The 21310-nt window shown below is 61.8% G+C and carries 25 protein-coding genes; 20 read left to right on the plus strand and 5 right to left on the minus strand.

Features of this window, described 5'->3' with window-relative positions; genetic code table 11:
- From VK682_RS24695 to VK682_RS24775, 17 genes are all read left to right on the plus strand, one after another.
- A partial coding sequence (locus VK682_RS24695; protein ID WP_324782770.1) for a vitamin K epoxide reductase family protein occupies positions 1-2230 on the plus strand: 2230 nt, incomplete at its 5' end.
- Positions 2231-2318: 88 nt separating this feature from the next.
- Complete coding sequence (cueR, locus tag VK682_RS24700; protein WP_090525045.1) at positions 2319-2762, plus strand: Cu(I)-responsive transcriptional regulator; 444 nt, start codon at positions 2319-2321, stop codon at positions 2760-2762.
- 489 nt (positions 2763-3251) lie between these two features.
- Complete coding sequence (locus VK682_RS24705; RefSeq protein WP_324782771.1) at positions 3252-4703, plus strand: multicopper oxidase family protein; 1452 nt, start codon at positions 3252-3254, stop codon at positions 4701-4703.
- 20 nt (positions 4704-4723) lie between these two features.
- On the plus strand, positions 4724-5656 hold the full coding sequence (locus VK682_RS24710; RefSeq protein ID WP_245727353.1) for a beta propeller repeat protein: 933 nt from the start codon (positions 4724-4726) through the stop codon (positions 5654-5656).
- 11 nt (positions 5657-5667) lie between these two features.
- The gene (locus tag VK682_RS24715; RefSeq protein WP_090525103.1) at positions 5668-6165 is read left to right on the plus strand and encodes a DUF411 domain-containing protein; all 498 of its coding nucleotides are present in this window, start codon (positions 5668-5670) and stop codon (positions 6163-6165) included.
- 4 nt (positions 6166-6169) lie between these two features.
- Positions 6170-6298 carry a hypothetical protein gene (locus VK682_RS24720; protein WP_274591164.1) on the plus strand — a complete coding sequence of 43 codons (129 nt, stop codon included), beginning with the start codon at positions 6170-6172 and terminating at the stop codon, positions 6296-6298.
- Positions 6295-6780 (plus strand): c-type cytochrome, encoded by a 486-nt coding sequence (locus VK682_RS24725; protein ID WP_064260116.1) that lies wholly within the window; start codon positions 6295-6297, stop codon positions 6778-6780. The genes VK682_RS24720 and VK682_RS24725 overlap by 4 nt, the downstream gene beginning before the upstream one ends.
- Positions 6777-7346 (plus strand): DsbE family thiol:disulfide interchange protein, encoded by a 570-nt coding sequence (locus VK682_RS24730; RefSeq protein ID WP_027263677.1) that lies wholly within the window; start codon positions 6777-6779, stop codon positions 7344-7346. Before VK682_RS24725 ends, VK682_RS24730 begins: the two co-directional genes overlap by 4 nt.
- Positions 7343-7867: a TlpA family protein disulfide reductase gene (locus VK682_RS24735; RefSeq protein WP_027263678.1), complete on the plus strand. Its 525-nt coding sequence runs from the start codon at positions 7343-7345 to the stop codon at positions 7865-7867. The genes VK682_RS24730 and VK682_RS24735 overlap by 4 nt, the downstream gene beginning before the upstream one ends.
- A gap of 312 nt (positions 7868-8179) precedes the next feature.
- A complete protein-coding gene (locus VK682_RS24740; RefSeq protein ID WP_074837417.1) occupies positions 8180-8452 on the plus strand; it encodes a hypothetical protein in 273 nt (90 codons plus the stop codon).
- A 52-nt stretch (positions 8453-8504) separates the two neighbouring features.
- Positions 8505-9269: a DsbA family protein gene (locus VK682_RS24745; protein ID WP_090525038.1), complete on the plus strand. Its 765-nt coding sequence runs from the start codon at positions 8505-8507 to the stop codon at positions 9267-9269.
- Positions 9250-9891: an SCO family protein gene (locus VK682_RS24750; RefSeq protein ID WP_090525036.1), complete on the plus strand. Its 642-nt coding sequence runs from the start codon at positions 9250-9252 to the stop codon at positions 9889-9891. The genes VK682_RS24745 and VK682_RS24750 overlap by 20 nt, the downstream gene beginning before the upstream one ends.
- Before the next feature lie 17 nt (positions 9892-9908).
- Positions 9909-10352: a copper chaperone PCu(A)C gene (locus tag VK682_RS24755; protein ID WP_048535557.1), complete on the plus strand. Its 444-nt coding sequence runs from the start codon at positions 9909-9911 to the stop codon at positions 10350-10352.
- Positions 10349-10909, plus strand: coding sequence for a thioredoxin family protein (locus tag VK682_RS24760; RefSeq protein ID WP_090525034.1), 561 nt, complete (start codon positions 10349-10351; stop codon positions 10907-10909). Before VK682_RS24755 ends, VK682_RS24760 begins: the two co-directional genes overlap by 4 nt.
- 20 nt (positions 10910-10929) lie before the next feature.
- Complete coding sequence (locus VK682_RS24765; protein ID WP_090525032.1) at positions 10930-11430, plus strand: hypothetical protein; 501 nt, start codon at positions 10930-10932, stop codon at positions 11428-11430.
- Positions 11424-12158: a cytochrome c biogenesis CcdA family protein gene (locus tag VK682_RS24770; protein WP_090525030.1), complete on the plus strand. Its 735-nt coding sequence runs from the start codon at positions 11424-11426 to the stop codon at positions 12156-12158. Before VK682_RS24765 ends, VK682_RS24770 begins: the two co-directional genes overlap by 7 nt.
- Positions 12159-12351: 193 nt before the next feature.
- On the plus strand, positions 12352-13017 hold the full coding sequence (locus tag VK682_RS24775) for a L,D-transpeptidase (protein ID WP_007803448.1): 666 nt from the start codon (positions 12352-12354) through the stop codon (positions 13015-13017).
- Between the two features lie 47 nt (positions 13018-13064).
- On the opposite strand, the gene VK682_RS24780 is transcribed toward VK682_RS24775, so the two are convergent.
- A complete protein-coding gene (locus tag VK682_RS24780; protein ID WP_369817429.1) occupies positions 13065-13352 on the minus strand; it encodes a hypothetical protein in 288 nt (95 codons plus the stop codon).
- Positions 13353-13529: 177 nt separating this feature from the next.
- On the opposite strand from VK682_RS24780, the gene VK682_RS24785 reads away from it, so the two are divergent.
- Together VK682_RS24785 and VK682_RS24790 are read left to right on the plus strand one after the other, a co-directional pair.
- Entirely contained in the window at positions 13530-15884 is a 2355-nt protein-coding gene (locus VK682_RS24785) for a heavy metal translocating P-type ATPase (RefSeq protein ID WP_245727352.1), read from the plus strand.
- Between the two features lie 66 nt (positions 15885-15950).
- The gene (locus tag VK682_RS24790; protein ID WP_037953501.1) at positions 15951-16460 is read left to right on the plus strand and encodes a L,D-transpeptidase family protein; all 510 of its coding nucleotides are present in this window, start codon (positions 15951-15953) and stop codon (positions 16458-16460) included.
- Between the two features lie 3 nt (positions 16461-16463).
- On the opposite strand, the gene phnE is transcribed toward VK682_RS24790, so the two are convergent.
- The 4 genes from phnE to VK682_RS24810 are packed head-to-tail and all read right to left on the minus strand — an operon-like array spanning position 16464 to position 20741.
- Positions 16464-17222 carry a phosphonate ABC transporter, permease protein PhnE gene (gene phnE / locus VK682_RS24795; RefSeq protein WP_048535504.1) on the minus strand — a complete coding sequence of 253 codons (759 nt, stop codon included), beginning with the start codon at positions 17220-17222 and terminating at the stop codon, positions 16464-16466.
- Complete coding sequence (locus tag VK682_RS24800) at positions 17222-18004, minus strand: phosphonate ABC transporter ATP-binding protein (protein WP_067920024.1); 783 nt, start codon at positions 18002-18004, stop codon at positions 17222-17224. The genes phnE and VK682_RS24800 overlap by 1 nt, the downstream gene beginning before the upstream one ends.
- Complete coding sequence (locus tag VK682_RS24805) at positions 18001-18876, minus strand: phosphate/phosphite/phosphonate ABC transporter substrate-binding protein (protein WP_009824424.1); 876 nt, start codon at positions 18874-18876, stop codon at positions 18001-18003. Before VK682_RS24805 ends, VK682_RS24800 begins: the two co-directional genes overlap by 4 nt.
- Positions 18876-20741, minus strand: a complete 1866-nt coding sequence (locus VK682_RS24810) for a cytochrome c peroxidase (RefSeq protein ID WP_067920027.1) — start codon at positions 20739-20741, stop codon at positions 18876-18878. The genes VK682_RS24805 and VK682_RS24810 overlap by 1 nt, the downstream gene beginning before the upstream one ends.
- A gap of 109 nt (positions 20742-20850) precedes the next feature.
- Here VK682_RS24810 and mntR point away from each other — a divergent pair, with 109 nt between their 5' ends.
- Positions 20851-21309 carry a manganese-binding transcriptional regulator MntR gene (mntR, locus tag VK682_RS24815; RefSeq protein ID WP_067920029.1) on the plus strand — a complete coding sequence of 153 codons (459 nt, stop codon included), beginning with the start codon at positions 20851-20853 and terminating at the stop codon, positions 21307-21309.
- The last annotated feature ends 1 nt before the right edge of the window (position 21310 follow it).

The following is a 21310-nucleotide window of genomic DNA, read 5'->3' on the forward strand; positions in this document are numbered from 1 at the left end:
TCTCGATGACAATGCTGGGTCAGTTCTCAGTGACATCCAACACACCATGCTTGCCCATGCGCCGACCGAGCCGGGGGAGCCGATAGACGAGGATCATCCTCTCGATCCCAGGTTTCCTTACCGCGCATCGAAGGTGCGCACGGAGAAGGTACTGCGCGAGGTAAGGGGCGACGAGAAACTCGTGCTGATGCGCCCCGCCGGTATCTACGATGACAACGGGCAGTCGACTTTTCTGACCCACCAGATCGCCCGCATTCACGAACGACGATTCAGCGGCAAGGTTTATCCTGGCGATCTGTCGCGCGGGCAGGCGTTCCTGCATCTCGACGATTTTCTCGACGCGGTGGAACGTATCGTTGATCGGCGCGTCAAGCTGCCGGACGTTTTTCCGGTGCTACTGGGCGAGGCCGACCCGATACCCTTCGGCGAGTTGCAGCGCCTGATCGGGCGCGAGCTGCATGGCGAGGACTGGATCACCTGGAACGTGCCGTCCCAACTGGCCAAGCTCGGCGCCTGGACGGAAAACAAGGTATTTGGCGAGGATGCTTTCATCCGGGCGTGGATGGTCGATATTTCCAGCGATCATTATGAACTCGACCTGTCCGCCGCGAAGAAGCTTTTGGGCTGGGCTCCTCAGCACAGCCTGCGCGAGGACATGCCGGGCATCCTTCAGCGCCTGAAGGACGATCCCTACGAATGGTACGAAGCGAACGGGTTGAACGCGGCGCGGGTCTCGGCGGCCAAGGTCGAGAACGCCGTGGCTGAAGAGGCTGCCGAGAAGGCACCGACCGAGGCCGAAGCGAACGCGAACAGGCGCGAGCACGATCAACACATGCGGCAGATGCATTTCTCGATGCTCTGGGTGCATTGGCTGGTCATGGCGCTCGGCCTGTGGCTGGCCACCGCGCCATCGGTTTTCGGCACCTTCGATCAGGCCGAATTCAGCGCGGCGGTCCAGCGCGTGACGGAGGATCGCGGGCTGTGGTCCGCTGCCACGCGCAGTTGGCTGACCGCGTGGAACAATGTCTTCACCGGACTTGCCATCATGGTTTTTGCCGCCCTGTCGCTGCGCCATGGTAACGGCTGGGCGCAATGGGCGAATGCCGCGCTCGGCGTCTGGCTGCTGGCCGCGCCGCTGGTGTTCTGGACGCCGGACGCGGCCGTCTATGCCAACGACACGCTGATCGGCGCGCTGGTGGTCGCACTGACGATCCTGATTCCGATGATGCCGGGCATGTCACGCGAAGGGATGATGGACGATACCGATATCCCGCCCGGTTGGACCTACTGCCCTTCCACCTACGTCCAGCGCCTGCCGATCATCGCGCTCGGTGTCGTGGGCTTTATCCTGTCGCGCGTCCTGTCGGCCTATCAGCTCGGCCATGTAGACGGCGTGTGGGAGCCGTTCTTTTCCTCGCCCTCGGCGCTGAATGGCACCGAATACATCATCACCTCCGATGTCTCAAAAGCCTGGCCCATTGCCGACGGTGGCCTTGGCGCGATGAGTTACATGTTCGAAATCATGATGGGCGTGATGGGCAGCCGCCTGCGCTGGCGCACGATGCCCTGGATGGTCGCACTTTTCGGCATCGTTGTCGGGCCGCTTGGCGTGATCAGCATCTATTTCATCATCATTCAGCCGATTGCCATTGGCACCTATTGCACGATCTGCCTGATGGCGGCGCTGGCCATGCTGATCATGATCCCATTCTCACTCGATGAAATCGTCGCGATGGTGCAGTTCATGGTCTGGAATATGCGCCGGGGCAGACCGTTCTGGCGCGCGTTCTTCAGAGGCGATGCTCTGCCCGGTGGCACAACGGGGGGCGAAATGAGCTTCGACGCGCGACCTATGCAGATCTTTCGACAAAGCGCACGTGGGGTTACCGTCCCATGGACACTCGGGCTGAGTGCAGCGATTGGCGCCTTCCTGATGTTGTCGCGCGCGATTTTCGGTAACGAAGCGGCAATGGCGAACAGCGATCACCTGCTGGGCGCACTGGTTCTGACCACAGCGGTCATCGCCTGGGCCGAGGTCGCGCGGCCATTGAGGTTCCTTAACATCCTCTTCGGCCTCTGGCTGGTCATCGCGCCCTGGCTTCTGGGCGGAGGCACGGTGGCAGGCAGCCTTGTCGGTATCCTCGCCGGGATCGCTCTCATCGCGCTCAGCCTGCCGCGTGGGAAGCGCAGCGAGGAACACTATGGGAGTTGGGACAGATTCATTTTTTGAAAGGGCGTCAGAAAATGATTGCCAAGCGCCCTTGACCTTCCAGTAGGTGGAAGGACTATCTGGTGTTTCAAGGAGAGGATTGCCAGCCATGAACATCGGAAATGTTTCGGAACAGAGCGGATTGCCGGCGAAAACGATCCGGTATTACGAGGATATCGGACTCGTGCAACCGTCGCGGCGTGAAAACGGGTACCGCGATTTCACTGTTCAGGAGCTGCACAAGCTGACGTTTCTCGGCCGGGCGCGATCGTTGGGTTTCAGCATTGAGGAGTGTCGCACATTATTGTCGCTGTACGAGGATCACGAGCGGTCCAGCGCCGACGTCAAGGCGATCGCCCAAAGCCACCTCGCGCGGGTGGACCAAAAAATCGAGGAGTTGCAGGCGCTGAGCGCAACGCTTGGTGATCTCGTTGTTCGGTGTCATGGCGATGATCGTCCTGACTGCCCGATAATGGATGACCTGACAGATTCCGACCTCGCGGAGACACGAAACTATCCTACTGGCACAACCCTCGGAACACTGGTAAATTAACCGCATGCACTTTGTCGCCCGCCTCATCATGATAACTGTCCTTGCCGCCTTCGCGGTAAGCTCGGTTGCGCATGCGGCCGGTTCGGCCAGGATGGCATCTGAAATGATCGCAGCCGGAGCTGAAATGGCAGGTGCTGGCTGCGAGGCATGTGATGACGATACGGCGGGAACCTTGGGCGTCGCATGCGATTTTGTGTGCAACTCGGCGACCGCCGTCGCGCTGGTGGGAGCCTCGGCGGAATTTGGTTCAATTGCAGTTTCGAGCGCTCATGGACTGCCGATCGCGCGGGATTTTCGCGGTCTGAGCAGTCCGCCTGCCAAACAGCCTCCAAGATTCCTTCTCTGATCTGACACGCGCCGCGGTTTCGCGGTCGCAGTGTCATGCCGTGACAGTGGAGCCATGCCGCTCCGTGTTGCGGGTATTCCAAACCGCAGTTGCCGCTTTGGCTCCGGCGGAGGACCCCATTATTATCAGAGAGCCCCTGTCCGATGTCTTTGAAGTGCAAACCTAACGTCACGCGCCGCGCCTTTGTCGCGTCGTCGCTCGCGGGTGTGATGTCCACCACCCTGCCTTTTCCGGGGATGGCGGAAGCCGCGATCCGCAAATTCTCGCTCCGGGCCACTCCGGGAAGGACACGGCTTGTTCCTGAGCCACATCCCGACACCGCGGCCTGGTGCTACAACGGTAAGGTTCCGGGCCCGGAGATCCGCCTTCGGCAAGGTGATCGCCTTCAGGTCGAGGTTATCAACGACCTTGCGGAGGAAACCACCGTGCATTGGCATGGTATCCGGCTTCCCAACGCAATGGACGGGGTGCCGCATCTGACACAGGCTCCGATCGCTCCGGGCGACAGGTTCGTTTACGAATTCAATGCAGTCGATGCCGGCACCTTCTGGTATCACCCGCACCAGCGCAGCTTCGAGCAGGTCGGGCGCGGTCTCTACGGTCCCCTTATCGTCGAGGAGGCCAATCCGCCTCGTGTCGACCGCGAAGTTACCTGGGTGCTGGACGACTGGCGACTGACCGACGACGCATCGATTTCTGACGATTTCGGCAATGCCCATGACGTGAGTCACGCGGGCCGCCTCGGCAACACCGTGACGATCAACGGTCTTGTGCCGGAGACATTCGAGGTGGCATCAGGGGAGCGGATCCGCCTCCGCCTGATCAACGCCGCGAATGCCCGGATCTTCGCGCTCGATTTCGGGGACCATACACCGCGCATCATCGCGCTCGACGGCCAACCCGTCACGCCACATGACCCGCCGGGCGGTCTTGTCGTTCTTGGACCCGCAATGCGCGCCGACGTAATCCTGGATTGCATCGGTGTGCCCGGCGCGCAATCCCAGCTTGTCGACCGTGCCTATCGCGGGAACGATTTTCGAGTCCTCGATTTCACCTACGCTGATACCGCCCTGCGCGAGGCTACACCGGACTGGCCGATCACACTGCCAGTCAACCCTATTCCCGAACCAGACCTGAGTTCTGCGCAGCGTCATGAGGTGACGTTCACCGGCGGGATGATGGGCATGATGGTGGAGCGGGAGATGGGCCTGGAGCCGCGTGGAGGCATGATGGGCGGCGGGATGATGGGCATGATGCATGACGGACGCGGCATCTGGTTCGTCAACGGAAAAGCCGCCGAGGGGCATGTGCTCGACCCGTTCCTGACGCTTAAACGCGACGCAAGTCACATTCTGGAAATGACCAACGCGACCGCTTTTGATCACCCGATTCATCTGCACGGCCACTCATTCCGCGTAATCAGCCGAAACGGTGCGCCGACGCCGCATCGGGAATGGCAGGACACGGTGCTCATGGCGCCCCGCGAACGGGTCGAGATCGCCTTCGTCGCCGACAACCTCGGCGACTGGATGTTCCACTGCCACATTCTCGAACACCAGGCTGCGGGAATGATGGGCGTGATCCGCGTCGCATGAGCTCCGGAGGAGGACAAGATATGACAAACAGTACCTTGATTTTTGAGCCGGACAGACGCCACTTCCTGGCACTGGGTATGGGTGCAGCCACAGTGCTCGTATTGCCCGGCGCGGTGCGCGCGGCCGACCGGGCGGCCGATATTCGAACGCTCGCCTTCGACGGCGACACGCTGCTGATCGCAGGCGCAACACTGAGGGCCAGCCTCGACGGCGGTCGCAGCTGGCATGTGAGACCGACACCTTCCCCGGTCTCCTCGATCGCCACGCATCCTGCGCGTCCCGGACGTCTCCTTGCCGGACTGGCGCGGGGAGGGGTGGCCGTGTCCGGCGATGGCGGATCGTCATGGACTACCCGAAGCGACGGGCTTGCCTCCGGTGAGGTCACGGCGCTGGCTGTGGCCGCCGGAAACCCCGACATGATCTATGCCGCGATCCGCGGCGACGGCCTCTGGAAGAGCGAGGATGCAGGCGCAACCTGGGCCCTGGCCATGGACCGGCCCTGGCTCGACGCGGCCGAGCGCGACCCGCTGACGCTGGCATCGGTTGATCTCGAAACCGGGATGGGCGGCATCTGGATCTATGCCGGAACCGAGAAAGGCCTGACCCGTGTTCCAGACTGTTTCTGCCGCTGGCAGGAAGTTCAGCCCGGCAATGCGATGGACGCGCTGGTGACGGGCGATGCGCCACCTGCCGAGGCACCGCTGCCGACGGATGAGCCGGTCCTGTCACTGGCCAGCGCCCCTTCGGCACCTTCGACACTATATGCGGCGCTGCCGTCGGGGGTGTGGGCGTCGCAGAACGGCGGCGTGGTTTGGACCCAGAAGGCAAAAGGGCAGGGGAGGGCCGTCGCGGTCCACCCTAGGGACGAAAATCACGTAGCCGCCCTCCTCGACGGCACCCTGAACCTCAGCCGCGATGGCGGCGCTACCTGGGCCGCGCTCGCGGTCGCATGATGGAGAACCCCATGAACAGAAGATATGTCCTGGCTTCGCTTGCTGCACTTGGCGTCGGCGGAACCTTCACTTTCACGACGCTGACTTCAGCACAAAGCACCGAAGACGCGACCGGTCCCGCAAGTACCGACGTGTCAGACGGAACGAAGCAGATCACGATCTGGCGCGATCCGGGCTGCGGTTGCTGCGACACCTACGCCGATTACCTGGAAGAGAACGGTTATACGGTAACACGCATCGACGATCGGGAATTCGACAAGCGCTCGATCGAAGTCGGCGTTCCCGAACAGGGGCTCGGCTGTCATCTGGCCGAGATCGAAGGCTATTTTGTCAGTGGACTGGTGCCCTCGGAGATCCTGGAAAGGCTGGTCGCGGAGAAGCCCGACATCACCGGCATTACTTTGCCGGGCATGCCTGCGAACGCACCGGGCATGGCAAGAGTAAAGACCGGTACGCTCAAGACCTACGCCTTCGGCGAGGGCGGGATCGCCGTTTACTCCGATGAGTAACTGCATGGACATGATGAACGGCCCGATGATGGGTGTGATGATGTTCGGTGGAGGGCTATTGCTCCTGCTCGTCGCTGCGGTTCTGGTGCTCAGCCTCGTCGCACTCGTGAAATACCTCAGGAGTGCGACATGAGGCGGGCCGCAACAATCGGTGCCGCCATCGTCGCACTATCCGCGATCGGCTTTGCCGTCCTCGCGCAGTCGGAAAGTGACGAAGCTTCTGTGGATGGGCTGTCCTTCCTCGGTGAACCCGTGACTACTGCGGACATCGCAGCCGGCGAGACGCTCTACGCGGAGAATTGCGCGTCCTGTCATGGTGCCGAACTGGAAGGGCAGCCCGATTGGCGGCGGCGTCTAGACAATGGGCGCATGCCCGCTCCGCCACATGACGAAACCGGCCATACCTGGCACCATTCGGACCGGAACCTCTTTATCGTAACCAAGGGCGGCGTCGGTGCCGTCGTGCCCGGTTATGAAAGCGACATGCCGGCGTTTGAAGGCATCCTGACCGACGACGAGATTGCCGATGTTCTCTCTTACATCAAAAGCACCTGGCCGGATCGACAGCGCGAATTCCAGGCGGAAGTCTCTGTCAACGACAAGGGTGATTTATGAGCGCGGTCGAGGCCAATCGCCGTAAGGGTCGGCTTGTCACCGTGCTGCCAGTTGCGATCTTCGCCCTCATCGGCGCAGGTTTTTATTGGGGCCTGTTCAATGGCAACGACACTCTTCCTTCCCCACTTGTTGGCAAGGCGGTGCCTGAGTTCGACTTGCCGCCGATAGAGGGACGAACCGACGGTCTGTCGACCGCCGACCTCAAAGGGCAGGTGTCTATCGTGAACGTCTGGGCGTCCTGGTGCGTGCCGTGCCGGGTAGAGATGCCGTTGCTGAACGAACTGGCGGCGCAGGGTGAAGTCCCGATCTTCGGCATAAACTACAAGGACCGTCCCGAAGAGGCATTGGGCTTTCTCGATGAGCTTGGTGACCCTTACACCCGCATCGGCGCCGACCGGAACGGGCGCGTGTCCATCGATTGGGGCGTCTACGGCTTGCCCGAGACCTTCGTGATCGATGCCGAGGGCCGGATTGCCTACAAGCATATCGGCCCCTTCAACCGCAACTCTCTGGAGGAAAACATCCTTCCCGTGGTGCGGCGTCTTCAGGAAGGAGCGGGATCATGAAACGACGTGAATTGTTGACTGGCATGGCGGCGATTGGCGTCGCAAGGCCGGTTCAAGCTAGACCATTGATGCCGCTTCACGAAAAGCCGCGAGAGATGTTGTCGCCGCCCTTCGTGGACGGGGCGGGGCGCGATCTGACGCTGGCGGATTTCCGGGGCAGGGTGGTCCTACTGAACATCTGGGCAACCTGGTGTGTTCCCTGTCGTGAAGAGATGCCAACGCTCGACGCTTTGCAGGAAAAGCTGGGCGGGGACGATTTCCATGTCCTGCCACTCTCGATCGACCGCGCGGGAATGAAGGTGGTGCGCCGCTTCTACGAGGAAATCGGCATTCGCCATCTGGGAATGTACCTCGCCGACAGCACAAGGGCGATGCTGGCATTCGGTGTACTGGGCCTTCCCACCACGATCTTGATCGATCGCAACGGTTTCGAGCGCGGACGACTTGTGGGGCCGGCCGAATGGGACAGCCATGAAGTCATGGCCCAAATCCAGACCATCATCAACGAAAGGAGTGAATAGCCAATGTCCGAAACATCACCTTACACCGAAACGCCGGAGGCACGTCCGTGGCGGCCGCAATTGGGACGGCGAAGTCTGATTCTTGCGTCAATGGCGATCATTGGCGCCGGGCTTTACTTGAATTGGGGCTGGGTGACGGCCATCGGAGCCGCGCCGCTGATCCTGGCCGTGGCACCCTGCGCCGTGATGTGCGGGCTTGGCGTCTGCGTGATGTGCAAATCCAACTCATGCGAAAAAGTAACTCGGCCGCAGAGCCGAGCTTGTCGAGGGACTGAACCCGAAAAGCTCTAGAAAACCTGAAGGAGAAACTTAATGACACTTTTCAAGAACCTGAGCATGGCGACTGCCGTGTCCACACTTTTGGCCACCGGCGTGGTTGCCCAGGACAACACCGGTTTGTCCGGCCAGATGATGGACGGTGAGAGCGGCATGGCCGGCAACATAATGAACGCCGACATGGACGGCATGATGCCCATGATGAAGATGATGCAGAAAATGGGCCCGATGATGGAGGCCTGCACAGAGATGATGGAGGCAATGAACAACTCCGAGAATGGAGCCGCCACTTCGACCGACAAGGGCTGAACAGTTATCGCCGGAGGCTGATGCCCCCGGCGATAAGGCGCGGAAAATCGAGATGACATTCAAAACTACCCTTCACATGCTTGCAGTTTTGCTTTGGGCGCTGATTTCTGCGCCCGCGACTTCGCTAGCCCAGCAATCGACGCCGCTCGAGCAGGTTGAGCAAGAGGCCATCAAAGCCTTGATCCTGCAAACCATCCGCGAGAACCCGGAAGTTCTGGTGGATACGCTCCTGGCCTTCCAGGAAGAGGCTGAAGCGGCAGCTCAAGCCCAACAACGTGCTGCGATCCAGCGCGTTGGTGAACTGCTGCGGACGGACGCGAACACCGGCGTGATGGGCAATCCTGATGGCGACATCGTGCTTGTCGAATTCTTTGACTACAACTGCCCCTATTGCCGACGCGCGGCCCCGGTCCTTTTCGAATTGATCGAGGAGAACCCGGATTTGCGCATCATCATGAGGGAGTGGCCCATTCTCGGGCCAGACTCCAAACTGGCGGCTCGGGCGTCGCTGGCGGCAATAAAACAGAACAAGTTTGAAGCGTTTCACGAGGCTCTGATGGCGCAGCCTCGCGCCAATACCGTCTTCATAAGGCGGGCTGCTGAACAGGCGGGTCTGGATTACGACCAGTTGCAGGTGGACATGGCCGCGCCCGAAATCGACGCCCATATCGAAACGTCTCGAAACCTTGCGGGGCAGCTCGGGATATCCGGCACGCCGACGTTTCTGATCGGCGAGACGCTCGTTCCTGGATTGTTGGAAAAGGCCGATCTTCAGGCTTTGATTTCGGAGGCCGGAGATGTCGATGGAACCCAGTGAAACCTCTCCCAAGGCGCGGCTCTTGAGAACTATATTGTGGGGCACTGTAATTTTGGTCATCGCCGGGGTGGCGATATCTTGGGCCTTGGACATGTATCTCGGCAACGGATCGAAGACCGTCCGCTATTCGGGCGAGGCGGATATTCGATCCGAATTTTCACTCACGGATCATACCGGACAAGAGGTGACCCAAGCCGATTACACCTATCGCTGGCAACTTGTATTCTTCGGATTTACGAATTGTCCTGACATCTGCCCCACCACTCTGGCCTACATGGCCAGCGTCGTGGATCTGCTCGGCGAAGATGCGGACCAGGTGGCGCCGATCTTCATCACGGTCGATCCGGAACGCGACACAGTGCCGGTAATGGCTGAATATGTATCAGTCTTTCATCCGAGCCTGATCGGCCTGACCGGGACTGAAGCGCAGGTTGCCGAGGCCACCAGGAATTTCCGCACATGGTACGAGCGGACCGAGGACGATAGCGCGCCGGACGGTTATTTCATGGCGCATGCCGGACACATCTACCTCATGCAGCCCAGTGGCGAATTTGAGGCGGTCTATCAGGAAGGCGGCCAACCGCCGGAGGCGCTGGCGCAGGAAATCCGCAAAAAGTTATGAGTGAAGGAACTTACCAAATGAAGATCACCGCACTTGCAACCGTGTTAACACTCTGGCCGTTCTTCGCATCGGCCGATGTGACGATATCGGATGGTTGGGCCCGCGCGAGCATCCTCGCCTCCCGTCCGGCTGCGGCCTATCTCACGCTCACGAGCAATCAGAGTGATCAACTGGTCGCAATCACGACGCCGATCGCTGGGAACGTCACGATTCACGCCGTCGAGACCGACAACGATGGCATTAGCCGAATGGTTGAGGTCGACGGCTTGGACCTGCCCTCCGGAGAACCAGTAACCCTCGCGCCCGGCAGCATGCATCTGATGCTGATGGGCCTGTCGGAAAAACTCGAAGAAGGCACCGATTTGCCGTTGATCCTGACCTTCGCATCGGGTGCCCGAATGGAAATCAGCGTTCCGGTTCTCGGACCGGGCGCGATGAGGCCGCAGGAGCAACAGCCATGAAAGACATACTCCTGCTGACAGCCCTCGTCGCGGGCCTCCCGGCCTACGCAGATCATCCCGGCGACCGTCTTGACGAGGTGATGGCACAGAAAGAACCTGCTTTCACCGCCGTTGACCTCAACGAATTGCCTGCGTTGGGTCTGCTCGGCCCTGACGGAGAACCGTTGGACTTGGAAAGCCTCTCCGATCAGGTCGTCGTTCTTAGTTTCGTACCGTCCGACTGCGGACAGCCTTGTGCTGATCAACAGGCACTTCTTGGAAAGGTGAGGGGCGGAGTGAATTCATCTCCCATGCTGGACATGGTGACCTTCCTTGTGGTGACCGACGCCAGTGATCCGGTTCCCGGACCGATTGCCAAAAACGTGGTCATTGCTCGCGCACAAGAGCCAATAGAGAATCTGATCGATCAGTATCGCGCGATTGCGCCTGACCATCCCGAGGCTCCGCTTGTGCATGTTATCGCGCGCGGCAACCGCCATGCCGGGGTCTTTGCGGATTCCGCTTTCCGGCACATCAACATGATCCTGTACGTCAACGGCCTGACAAACGCGCATTAATCGAAGAACGGACCCCCAGCATGACAGCAAACACAGAAACCTTTGAGACAAGCGATACCGGATGGCTGTCCGTCATCCGCCGATACATCGTTTATACCGCCGTCGGGCAACTGATCTGGGAAATGGCACATATTCCCCTCTACACGATCTGGGTCGAAGGCTCCTGGGGAGAAATAGCTTTCGCGGTCGTGCATTGCACAGGCGGAGACCTGTTGATCGCCATGAGCACGCTCTTGCTCGCCCTGTTTCTCGTCGGAGGGCAAGCGTGGCCGTCGGAGCGCGCAGGGCGCGTCCTGCTTCTGACCGTGGCCCTGGGCGTCTCCTACACGATCTTCAGCGAGTGGCTGAACATCGTGATCCGGGCGGCCTGGGCGTATCGCGATATCATGCCGGTGGTCCCCGTCATCGATGCCGGTCTCACGCCCCTGCTGCAATGGATCATCGTCCCGACCCTGGCATATTGGGCTGCCACAAGAGTGCCCTTGCGCAAGCTTTTCAGCGGTGAACGTGAGTCATGGTAGATATCTCGCTTCTGGGACTCACCGCCGCCCTCTTGGCTGGTACAATATCGTTTCTGTCCCCCTGCGTGCTGCCTCTTGTGCCAGGTTATGTCTCCTACGTGGCCGGGCGCACAGCCGCTGAAGGCGGGGCGGCTGCGACCTCGCCGTCGCGCGCGGTCTGGCTGAGCCTGTGTTTTGTCCTCGGCTTCTCCACCATTTTCATGGGGCTTGGCGCATCCGCGACAGCATTGGGTCAGGCCCTGCTTCGGTGGCGGTATGAACTCAACCTCGTTGGGGGCGGCATCGTCATTCTCTTCGGGCTCTTTATGATCGGAGCCGCGCGTGTTTCGGTCATGGAACGCGACTTCCGATTCAATCTCAACATCCCCGGGGGCCAACCCGCTGCGTCCTATGTCCTCGGTCTTGCCTTCGGTTTCGGCTGGACTCCGTGCATCGGCCCGATCCTCGGCGCGATCCTGACAGCCAGTGCGGCGAGTGCCACGATGGGCGAAGGTATCATGCTGCTTGCCGTCTATTCCGCCGGCCTTGGAATACCGTTTCTGATCGTGGCCGGATTCACCGACCAGATCGCGGGACGGTTGCGGGCCATCGGCCGGGTTGGCCGCCGCCTCCACCAGCTTGCGGGCATAGTGATGATCTTGATGGGGCTGGCGATGATGACAGGGCAGTTGAGCGCGCTGTCATACTGGATGCTCGACGTATTTCCGGTTCTGGGACGGATCGGATAGCTCCATTAGTAGCAGCGTCTATTGATAACAGAAAATTTTCTTGAACCTCTAGTAGCTTTAGGAGTTAAGCCACCGACAAAGAACGGCACCATGGAGCAAGTTGCCAATAACGCCTCACTCCTTCCCGGGCGAACAACACTGCGTTCGGGGTAAGGTTCGGTTTGCCGTCCAATGCGTGAACGGAGCAATCTATATGCTGACAAGACGACATTTCATCCAGACGACCACCGCGCTGTTTTCGGCATCGATATCCAGCCCGCTCCTTGCAGACACGTGGCCTACCGATGCGCAGAAGGCAGCTTGGGACGCACAGGTTACACCTCCCGGCTACGACCCGGCCACGTCCAACCCTTGGGGCCTTCACCCTCGCTTCCTGCCACAGCGGGTCCTCGCGAAGGACGGACTTGTACCCGGTGATATCCATGTCGATGCTGTTGCGCGCTATCTCTACCACATCGAAGAAGGCGGCACGGCGATGCGCTATGGCGTGGCGATCGCGCGCGGTAAACTTTACGAACCGGGCACCTATACGATCAAGCGCAAGGTCAGGTGGCCGCATTGGCAGCCGACACAAAACATGATCGACCGCGACCCAGAGCTCTACGCCGATATCGCTGACGGTATGGAACCCGGACCTGAAAACGCGCTCGGATCGCGAGCCCTCTATCTCTTCGTCGGCGACCGAGACACCTATCTAAGGATTCACGGGACACCGTATCCAAGAAGCATTGGCGGCCGTGCGAGTTCCGGCTGCGTCCGAATGGTCATGGCACACATCAATGATCTCTATCCCAACGTCGAGATTGGCTCGACGGCATTCCTGTACTCGGCGGAAGACAGCGTCACCCCGAGAAGTTGACTGGCGCATCATGTGTTACGCGTGGGCTTGACGCATCTATGGGCTGATCAGGACTGGCGCGAAGTGCAGATGGGGTTGCCACCTGCCGAGCGTAGCGGAACCAAGGTGTTTTCCACCGGACCGCTGTGTTCATACCAATAACAGCCATCCTCGGGACGAAGCCGCGCCGTGGTGAGATCCTGACCAGGCGCAGCAAGGGCAATGACGGCCTCGGGAACACTTCCCACTTCGTTGCGAGCGCCGCCGTCGTCCAGCGTTGGCACCGCGCAGCCAGCAAGCACCAATGTCGCTGCGATAATCGGCGCGTTTCGTTTCTGCATGTCTACCTCACTCATTCTGATCGCTTCGTACCGGCAAGCGTTGCTCCAACCGCGTCGTTTCAAGGGGGCGGCTAGCTTCAAGCCTCCGCAGGGCGCCTTTCTTGCTGGACGAATATCCACTTGTTGCCCTTGAAGCTCTAGTTACTGTAGGGGCTATGTCAATGTGGAATCAATGAATCCTGAGGTCAATCCATGTCTTCCGACGGCAACCGCAACGATCACGGCCATCCGGGTGATCAAGAGCATTCTGACCCAAGAGGCAACTCCTGTTGCGACGCCAGCAAGGACGTCGCGTCCACGGCGCCAGCGCCGTCTGGCGGAAGGAGCTTTCAGGTCTCCGGGCTCGATTGCGCCGAAGAGGTGGCGATCCTGAACCGGGTTGTCGGGCCGAAAGTGGGCGGAACCGAACACCTGGCATTCGACGTGATCAACGGGCGAATGACCATCCTCGATAGCGCCGAGAGGATACCAGACGACGAAGTCACGCAGTTGGTCGCAACGACCGGCATGAGCGCCAAGCCATGGGATGCCGACAACGCAGCAGAGGACCAGGCGGCGCATCTGGCACGTCAGAAGCGCTTTACCTCGTTGAGCGGCGGCTTCTGGGCGGCGGGATTCCTTTTTCACATTGTCGAGACCGGCATGGGCGGCGCGCTCGGGCTCTTTGCGGGCCATGGCGAGGTGCCTATGCCTATGGTGGAAGCAGGGATCTTCGCCGTCGCGATTCTTTTTGGCGTCTGGCTTGTCGCGCCCAAGGCCTGGTCTTCGGCGCGGAGGCTTAGCCCCGACATGAACCTGCTCATGGTGGTGGCCGTCGCGGGCGCCATCGGCCTCGGCGAGTTTTTTGAGGCCGCGACGGTCGCCTTCTTCTTCTCGCTTTCGCTTTATCTTGAGAGCTGGAGCGTGGGGCGGGCGCGTAATGCGGTTTCCGCGCTCCTCGATCTGGCGCCGCCAACGGCGCGGGTTCTTTACGACGACGGATCTGAATCCGACGTTCCGGCCGCGGCCGTGGCAGTCAATGCAAGGTTTATCGTGCGCGGCGGCGACCGGATCCCCCTCGACGGTGAGGTCGTGGACGGGGCAGGGGCCGTCGATCAGGCCCCAATTACTGGGGAAAGCGCGCTAGTGCCCAAGGAACCAGGCGACGAGGTCTATGCCGGCACGATCAACGGCGAGGGCACACTGACGGTGCGGGCGACGAAGGCCGCCTCGGACACGGTGCTCGCGAAAATCATTCGCATGGTGGGCGATGCCCATGCCCGCCGCGCGCCGGTCGAACAGTGGGTGGCCAAGTTCGCGCGCATCTACACACCCATCGTGATGGCTTTGGCGATCGCCATCGCGCTGGTGCCGCCACTGCTGCTCGGCGGCGCCTGGGACTACTGGTTCTACAATGCTCTGGTCCTTCTGGTCATCGCATGTCCTTGCGCGCTGGTCATTTCTACGCCGGTCTCCATCGTGGCAGCGCTGACCGCGTCGGCACGGGCGGGGGTGCTCATCAAGGGCGGCGCCTATGTCGAGGCGCCGGGGCGGACCACGGCACTGGCGATGGACAAGACCGGGACGATCACCATGGGCGAGCCTGAGGTGGCGGCGGTTCACCCACTGGTCGGCGTTTCCGCACGCGATCTCATGGCGCTGGCAGCAAGCCTGGAGGCGCGGTCTTCACACCCGCTGGCACGCGCCATCCTCTCGCGCGCCGAAGCCGATGGTGTTTCCGTGTCTGCCGCAGAGGACACCCGTACCGTGCCCGGGCGCGGTCTGGAAGGACGCGCCGACGGGCGCGCTATCTGGCTCGGCTCGGATCGCTTCGCCGAAGAGAAGGGGTTCGGCAATACCATTCCGGCGGATCTGCGGGATCGGATCGAAGGGGCAGGGAGCACCCTCGTTGCCGTGGGTGACGAGACCGGCGTGACCGGCGTACTGGAGCTTCGCGACCGCATCCGCCCAGATGCAAAGGGGATCGTTGCGCGTCTGCATGCGCAGGGTGTGAAGACCATCGTGATGTTGACGGGCGACAACGAACGCACCGCGCGCGCGGTGGCAGCCGAAGTCGGCATCGACGAGGTGCGCGCCGAACTTTTGCCAGAAGACAAGGTGACGGCCATTGAGGAACTCGTCGAAAGCCACGACATGGTGGCGATGATCGGCGACGGTGTGAATGACGCACCGGCCATGGCGCGGGCGCATTATGCCATCGCCATGGGCGCTGTCGGATCGGATGCCGCGATCGAGACGGCCGACATCGCGCTGATGACCGACGACATCGGCAAGGTACCCTGGCTTATCGGCCATTCGCGCCGTGCCATGACGATCATCCACCAGAATATCGGCATATCGCTGGCGACCAAGGCGCTGTTCGTCGGGCTGACCGCGTTCGGTATGGCCTCAATGTGGGGCGCCATTGCTGCGGATGTAGGCGTGTCTCTGCTGGTGGTCGCCAACGCACTTCGGCTCCTGAACGGCCATCAGGTTGAGGCCGGGCCTTCAGGCGGAGAACCGGTGGGCGAGCAGATGGCGAAAGGAGCACTGGCGCACGGTCATTGATCCGGCGGTTTCGGTAGAGTAACGTCTGACATCAACCAGACCTCGCAAAAGGGGCGTCGAGCAGTGATGAATACCAGAATTCCACGGCGGGTCTTGCTGTTGGGCGGATTGGCCACCTTCCTGTCTGGCTGTGCCAGCAAGTTCCGGTCCTACAACGGACCCGAAGTGACCCGGCTGCGTATATATAAGGCGCAGCGGCTGCTGGTTCTTGACGGAACGGATGATGTCTTGCGGACCTATCCCATCGGATTGGGCTTCGCGCCCGAAGGCCACAAGCAGTTCGAAGGAGACGGCCGCACGCCGGAGGGCTCCTATCTGATTGACCGGCGCAACCCGGACAGCCTCTTCCACCTCTCCATCGGCATTTCATTCCCGAACGAGGCCGATATCGCGTTTGCGAAGGCGCAAGGAAAATCGCCGGGCGGCGACATTTTCATCCACGGGGGGCCGCGCAAGGGGATCGACCCGATGAACAAGCGCGACTGGACCGCAGGCTGCATCTCCGTCACAGACCGGCAAATCGAGGATATCTACGCCATGGTCAGGGACGGAACCCCCATCGACATCTATGCCTGATCGTCAGGTGAAGCGACGGCGCAGCGCAACGTTGATGGCTTCGATGGCGATGACCATGACGACGACGGCAATCGTGACGCTGGCCGCCTTATCATACTGGAAAGAGCGCACGTAGGTCTGGATGTAAAAGCCGATCCCGCCCGCGCCGACAATGCCGAGGATCAGCGACTCGCGCAGGTTCAACTCGAACCGGAAAATCGTGTCGCGGGCGACGACCGGCGCCATCTGCGGCCAGATCGCGTATCTGAGCCGCACGAGCGGCCCGGCGCCCGCGCTTTCAAGTGCTGCGATCGGCGCGCGGGACACGCCGTCGATCGCCTCGGCATAGAACTTGGCGAGCATCCCCGTTGCATGAAAGGCGACCGCGATGATGCCGGGCAGCGGCCCGAGCCCGACAGCGCCCACCATGAGCATGGCCACGAGGATCAGCGGAATCGCCCGGATGAAGGCAAGCAGCGTTCGGATCGGCCGAAACACCGCGGGCGATACCATCGTCTCAGACGCGAGAATGCCGAGGGGAACGGACAGGATCACAGCACCGAGGGTGCCGAGGATCGCGATCCTCAGCGTTTCCGCGCTGCCCTTCTTGATCTCGGCCATCACCGTCGGGTCAGGCGGAAACATCCGGCCGAAGAAATCGGCGATCCGCGGGCCGGCCGACAGAAGTCGCGAGAACTCGACATCGGTCGTGGCGAAGGACCACAGGATCGCGGCTGCGATCAGACCGCTCGTCGCAATGCCGCCAAACCCGCGGAACGCCATCAGGACACCGCCCTGAGGCCGATACCGGGGATTGGCCCTACCTCCCGATAGAGCTCCGCCGTCGCATCATCGTTCAACTCGGAGGTCGGTACATCGAACACGATCCGCCCGTCCCGCATGCCGATGATGCGCTGCGCGAAACGCCGCGCCAGGTCGGGCTGGTGCGACGAAAACAGCGCCGTCGCGCCGCGCGTTCGCGCCGCCCCGGTCAGCAGCGCCAGGATCTCACATGCATGCGCGGGGTCGAGGTTGCTCACCGGTTCGTCGGCGAGGATTAGGCGCGGTTCCTGCGCCAGACACCGTGCGATGGCCACACGCTGCCGCTGCCCGCCGCTGAGGCTGTCGACCCTGCGTTCGGCAAGATCGGCAATTCCGCAATCGGCAAGTGCCGTGCGCGCAATCTCCAGATCATGTTTGGTCGGTGATCCCAACAGGGCCCGCAGCGGCGACATGCGCCCCAGGCGGCCATTCAGGACGTTGCGCAGAACCGAGGAACGCTCGACCAATGCAAACTCCTGAAACACGAAACCGGTATCCGGACGGCGCGCGCTCGGCGGCGGACGGTCGGGATCGAGCGGCGCACCCAGAACCGATACCCGCCCGCTCCAGCCTTGGAGCCTGCCGTCGAGCAGTGCCAGCAGGGTCGTCTTGCCCGCCCCGGACGGGCCGAGCAAAGCGACGCTCTCGCCCGCCGAAACCCGAAACGAGACCCGCTCCAGCGCCGGGAGGTCCGCGCCCGTATGGGCAAAACTCAGGTCGTCTACTTCGACAGCTGTGCTCATCGCAACAGCCCGTATTGCCGTGCCATATCGCGTACGCCGTCATAGGCGGCGCCGTCGGCCCTGACGTACCCATCCGGTCCATAAAAATAGCGCAGCTTGTTGCGGTGCTCCGGCTCGTTGAGCCGCAGCATTGCGTCGACAAAACGGTCCCGCAGAGCGGCATCGAGCCCCGGGCGAGCGATCACCAAATGGCTCGGGATCGGCGCGCTTTCCGCGATCCAGGTTACCTCTGCCTGTTGCTGCGGCGTCAGAAGCAGGTCGGCATACTGGCTGGCGCCTGCGGCATCGACCAGGCCTTCGGCCATCGCCTGCATCGCCTGCTGGTAGCCGCCCGCGAAGAAGACGCGGCCGAAGAATGCTTCCGCCTGTCCGGGGTCTTCGATCAGCCCGGCCTCCACGAATTCGGCGAGCGGATAGAGATAGCCGGATTCCGAGATCGGATCCGCGAATGCGATGTCGCGTCCGCGCAGGTCTGCGAGCGCGCCGATGCCGCTGTCGCGCCGCACGAAAATGCGGCCCGTATAACTCGGCGCGTCGCGGTAGACCTCGGACAGGAGCGGCACGGCACCGATCTCGGCCTCGGCCAGAACGAAGGGCAGGGCGCCCATGAAGGAGATATCCGCGTCGCCGTTGCGCAGCGCCTCGACCGCCGCTGCATGGTCGATGGTGACGAACCCCTCGACGGGGACGCCGATCTCCTCTGCCAGCCATCCGGTGATGGCCTCGATGTCCCCCAGAAGCTTGTCGGGGTTCTCTTGCGGGATGAAGGCAAGCCGCAGGGTTACGTCTTGCGCGGCGAGAGGTGTCGCCAGCGACACCGCGCCCGCGCCGACCAAGGTCAGTATCGTTCTACGGGTCAGATGGACCGGCATCAGAATGCCCTCTCTTCGATTGCGTCGGCTTCGGACTTGAACGCGGTCCAGCTTGCTTCAGCGGCCTCCCAGTCTTCCACGCGGACGGCGGCGCCGACCGCGGCCAGCCGCTCGGCCAGCGCATAGACCTCGGGCCGGGCGGGGAGGTTCGACATGGTGCTGGCGTCGGCCGAAAGGTCCGCAGCCACGGTGTCGGTCAGCAGCAGGATATGCTCTGCGTCCCGCCGCGGCAGTAGCGTATCGATTGTCGAGGCGAAGGTCGTCAGTTCGGCGAATGCCAGCCGGAAAGCGGTGTTCTCGGTGTCGAAGGCTTCATAGGGCTCGTCTGCCGCGCCAACGGTCTCGAGATAGGCGGTTAGGTCGGCGCGGTCTTCCTCGGTAAGCCCAAGCGATTTCGTCTCGTCGAACCAGTCCACGACGGCGGCCAGCGTCGGCAATGACCCGTCGTGGAAATAGGGGGCGGTATAGGCCGTGCCGAGCAGCGTGGGCGTGTCCAGCGCACCGGCGCGGGCCCCCTCGTAGCCCGGCGCGACGGAGCCGATGTCGTGGGCCTGCCGGTCGAGGAAGTTCGCGTCTGGCACGTGGCAACTGGCGCAGGACCGATCGCCGAGCCCGGCGAAGGGCGTATTGAAGATCTCCTCGCCGCGCCGGGCGGCCTCTTGGGTCGTGTCGGTCAGACGGCCATCAGTCGTCAGCATGGAATTCGGCAGGAAGTCGAACTCGAGCATGTAGGCGACGAGAGCGTCCAGCATGAAGGGCGTCGGTTCATTCCCGCCGAACTCGTTGACGATCACATTGCGGGTAAAATCGCGCAGGGAGGCGAAACGGCCATCGCGGCCGTAAGGACCGGTAAAACGCAAGCCGCGCAGGCTGGGAATGTCGAGCGGGTCGTCACGCCGGTCATTGAAGATCGGGTTGAAAAAGGCGCCGTCGACGTCGATCGCACCCGGCTGGTGGCTGGCGCCGGGGATGAAAAGCCGCTGGTTGACGTCCGAGCGGTTGTGACAGGTCGAGCAGGCGATCCCGAGATCCTGCGCCGGGCTTCCAAAGAGTTGCGCGCTGTCGAACAGCATGTCGCCGTAGGCCACCAGCGGCAGGTCGGTCTCGTCGATGCCCTGTTCCTCGAAGTTGAGCACGAGCAGCGGCAGCGGGTCCTGATCGAAGATGTCGGACCCAGGCGGCAGGCTTGGCGGTACCTCGATGGCCTTTCCGCTGAGCACAGCTGTTTCCGGCAGGGCGCTCAGCGTCCGGCGCGGAGCGAAACTGTCCAGGAGGTAGTTCTCCGCAAGATAGCCGGAGATGACTGCACGGGCGGCTTCCATCGTGTCGCGATCCGCAGATGTGGCGCCAGCGCCGAGAACACCAGCGGAACCTGTGCTGCTGTTGAGTTCCAGCCAGGCGAGGCCGATGCGTCTTGCAGCTTCGGGATCGGCCGCCGCGATACCATCCTCAAACGCACGGTAGAGTTCGCGTGCCGTCTGCACCGCCAGCTGTGCTGTCGCCGATTCTTCGGCCGCGAGAGCACGGTCCAAATTCTCCTCAATCCTGAGCGCGATGAGCCGCGTCGCCTCGGCGAATACCGCCTGCCGGTCTTCGCGCATCATCGCGTTCAGAAGACCGTCAGGCTCGATATCGCTTTTGCGGTCCAGCCACGCCAGCGCTCCGACAGAGAATTCCGAACCCCGGTAGGGTTCCGTCCAGGCGGTCTTGATGTCGTCCCAGGGCAGAGGCTCGAGATTTCCAAGAAAGAGCGTCAGCCGGTAGGCCGCTGCCTCGGGAAGCCAAGGCGCCTCCTTGGCCGGCGTCGCGGCGACAGGTCCGGACAGGAGGAGCGCACTTGCGAGTGTGGCGAGCAGCGCTCTCATAATATTTCGCATCACCACGGCCTCCAAAGTACAAAGTTAGACATGGCTAACTTATCTACCCGAAGCAAACAAGTTGTCAATCCCGCTGTTTCGCTGCAAAGTCCCGAGTATGACAAAGCTACAATCACATGGGCGTGAGCCATTCGAAGCGGTCGACCGGGCTCCCGAGGCGCAGGCCGAGGGCTTTGCGACCGTGCGTCAGGCACATGAAAGCGAGATGGCGGAGGATTACGTCGAACTGATCGCGGAACTGATCGAGACGCGCGGGGAGGCCAGACCGGTCGAGATCGCCGAGCGGCTTGGCGTGAAGCCGCCGACCGTGACCAAGAACATCTCGCGGCTCAAGGCTGCTGGTCTGGTCCGGCGGGAGCCATACCGCGCGATATTCCTCACCGATGCCGGGCAGGACCTCGCGGAGATCTGTCGACGCCGCCACAGGGTCGTCGTCGCCTTTCTTCTGAGCCTGGGAATCGACGAAGAGACCGCGGAACGCGATGCGGAAGGGATCGAGCATCACGTCAGCGGGACGACATTGGAGGCGTTCGAGCGACGGCTCAATCAGAAATGAG

Origin of the sequence: Salipiger marinus, assembly GCF_035481585.1 — a bacterium.
In the GTDB taxonomy this organism is placed as follows: Bacteria; Pseudomonadota; Alphaproteobacteria; order Rhodobacterales; family Rhodobacteraceae; genus Salipiger; species Salipiger marinus.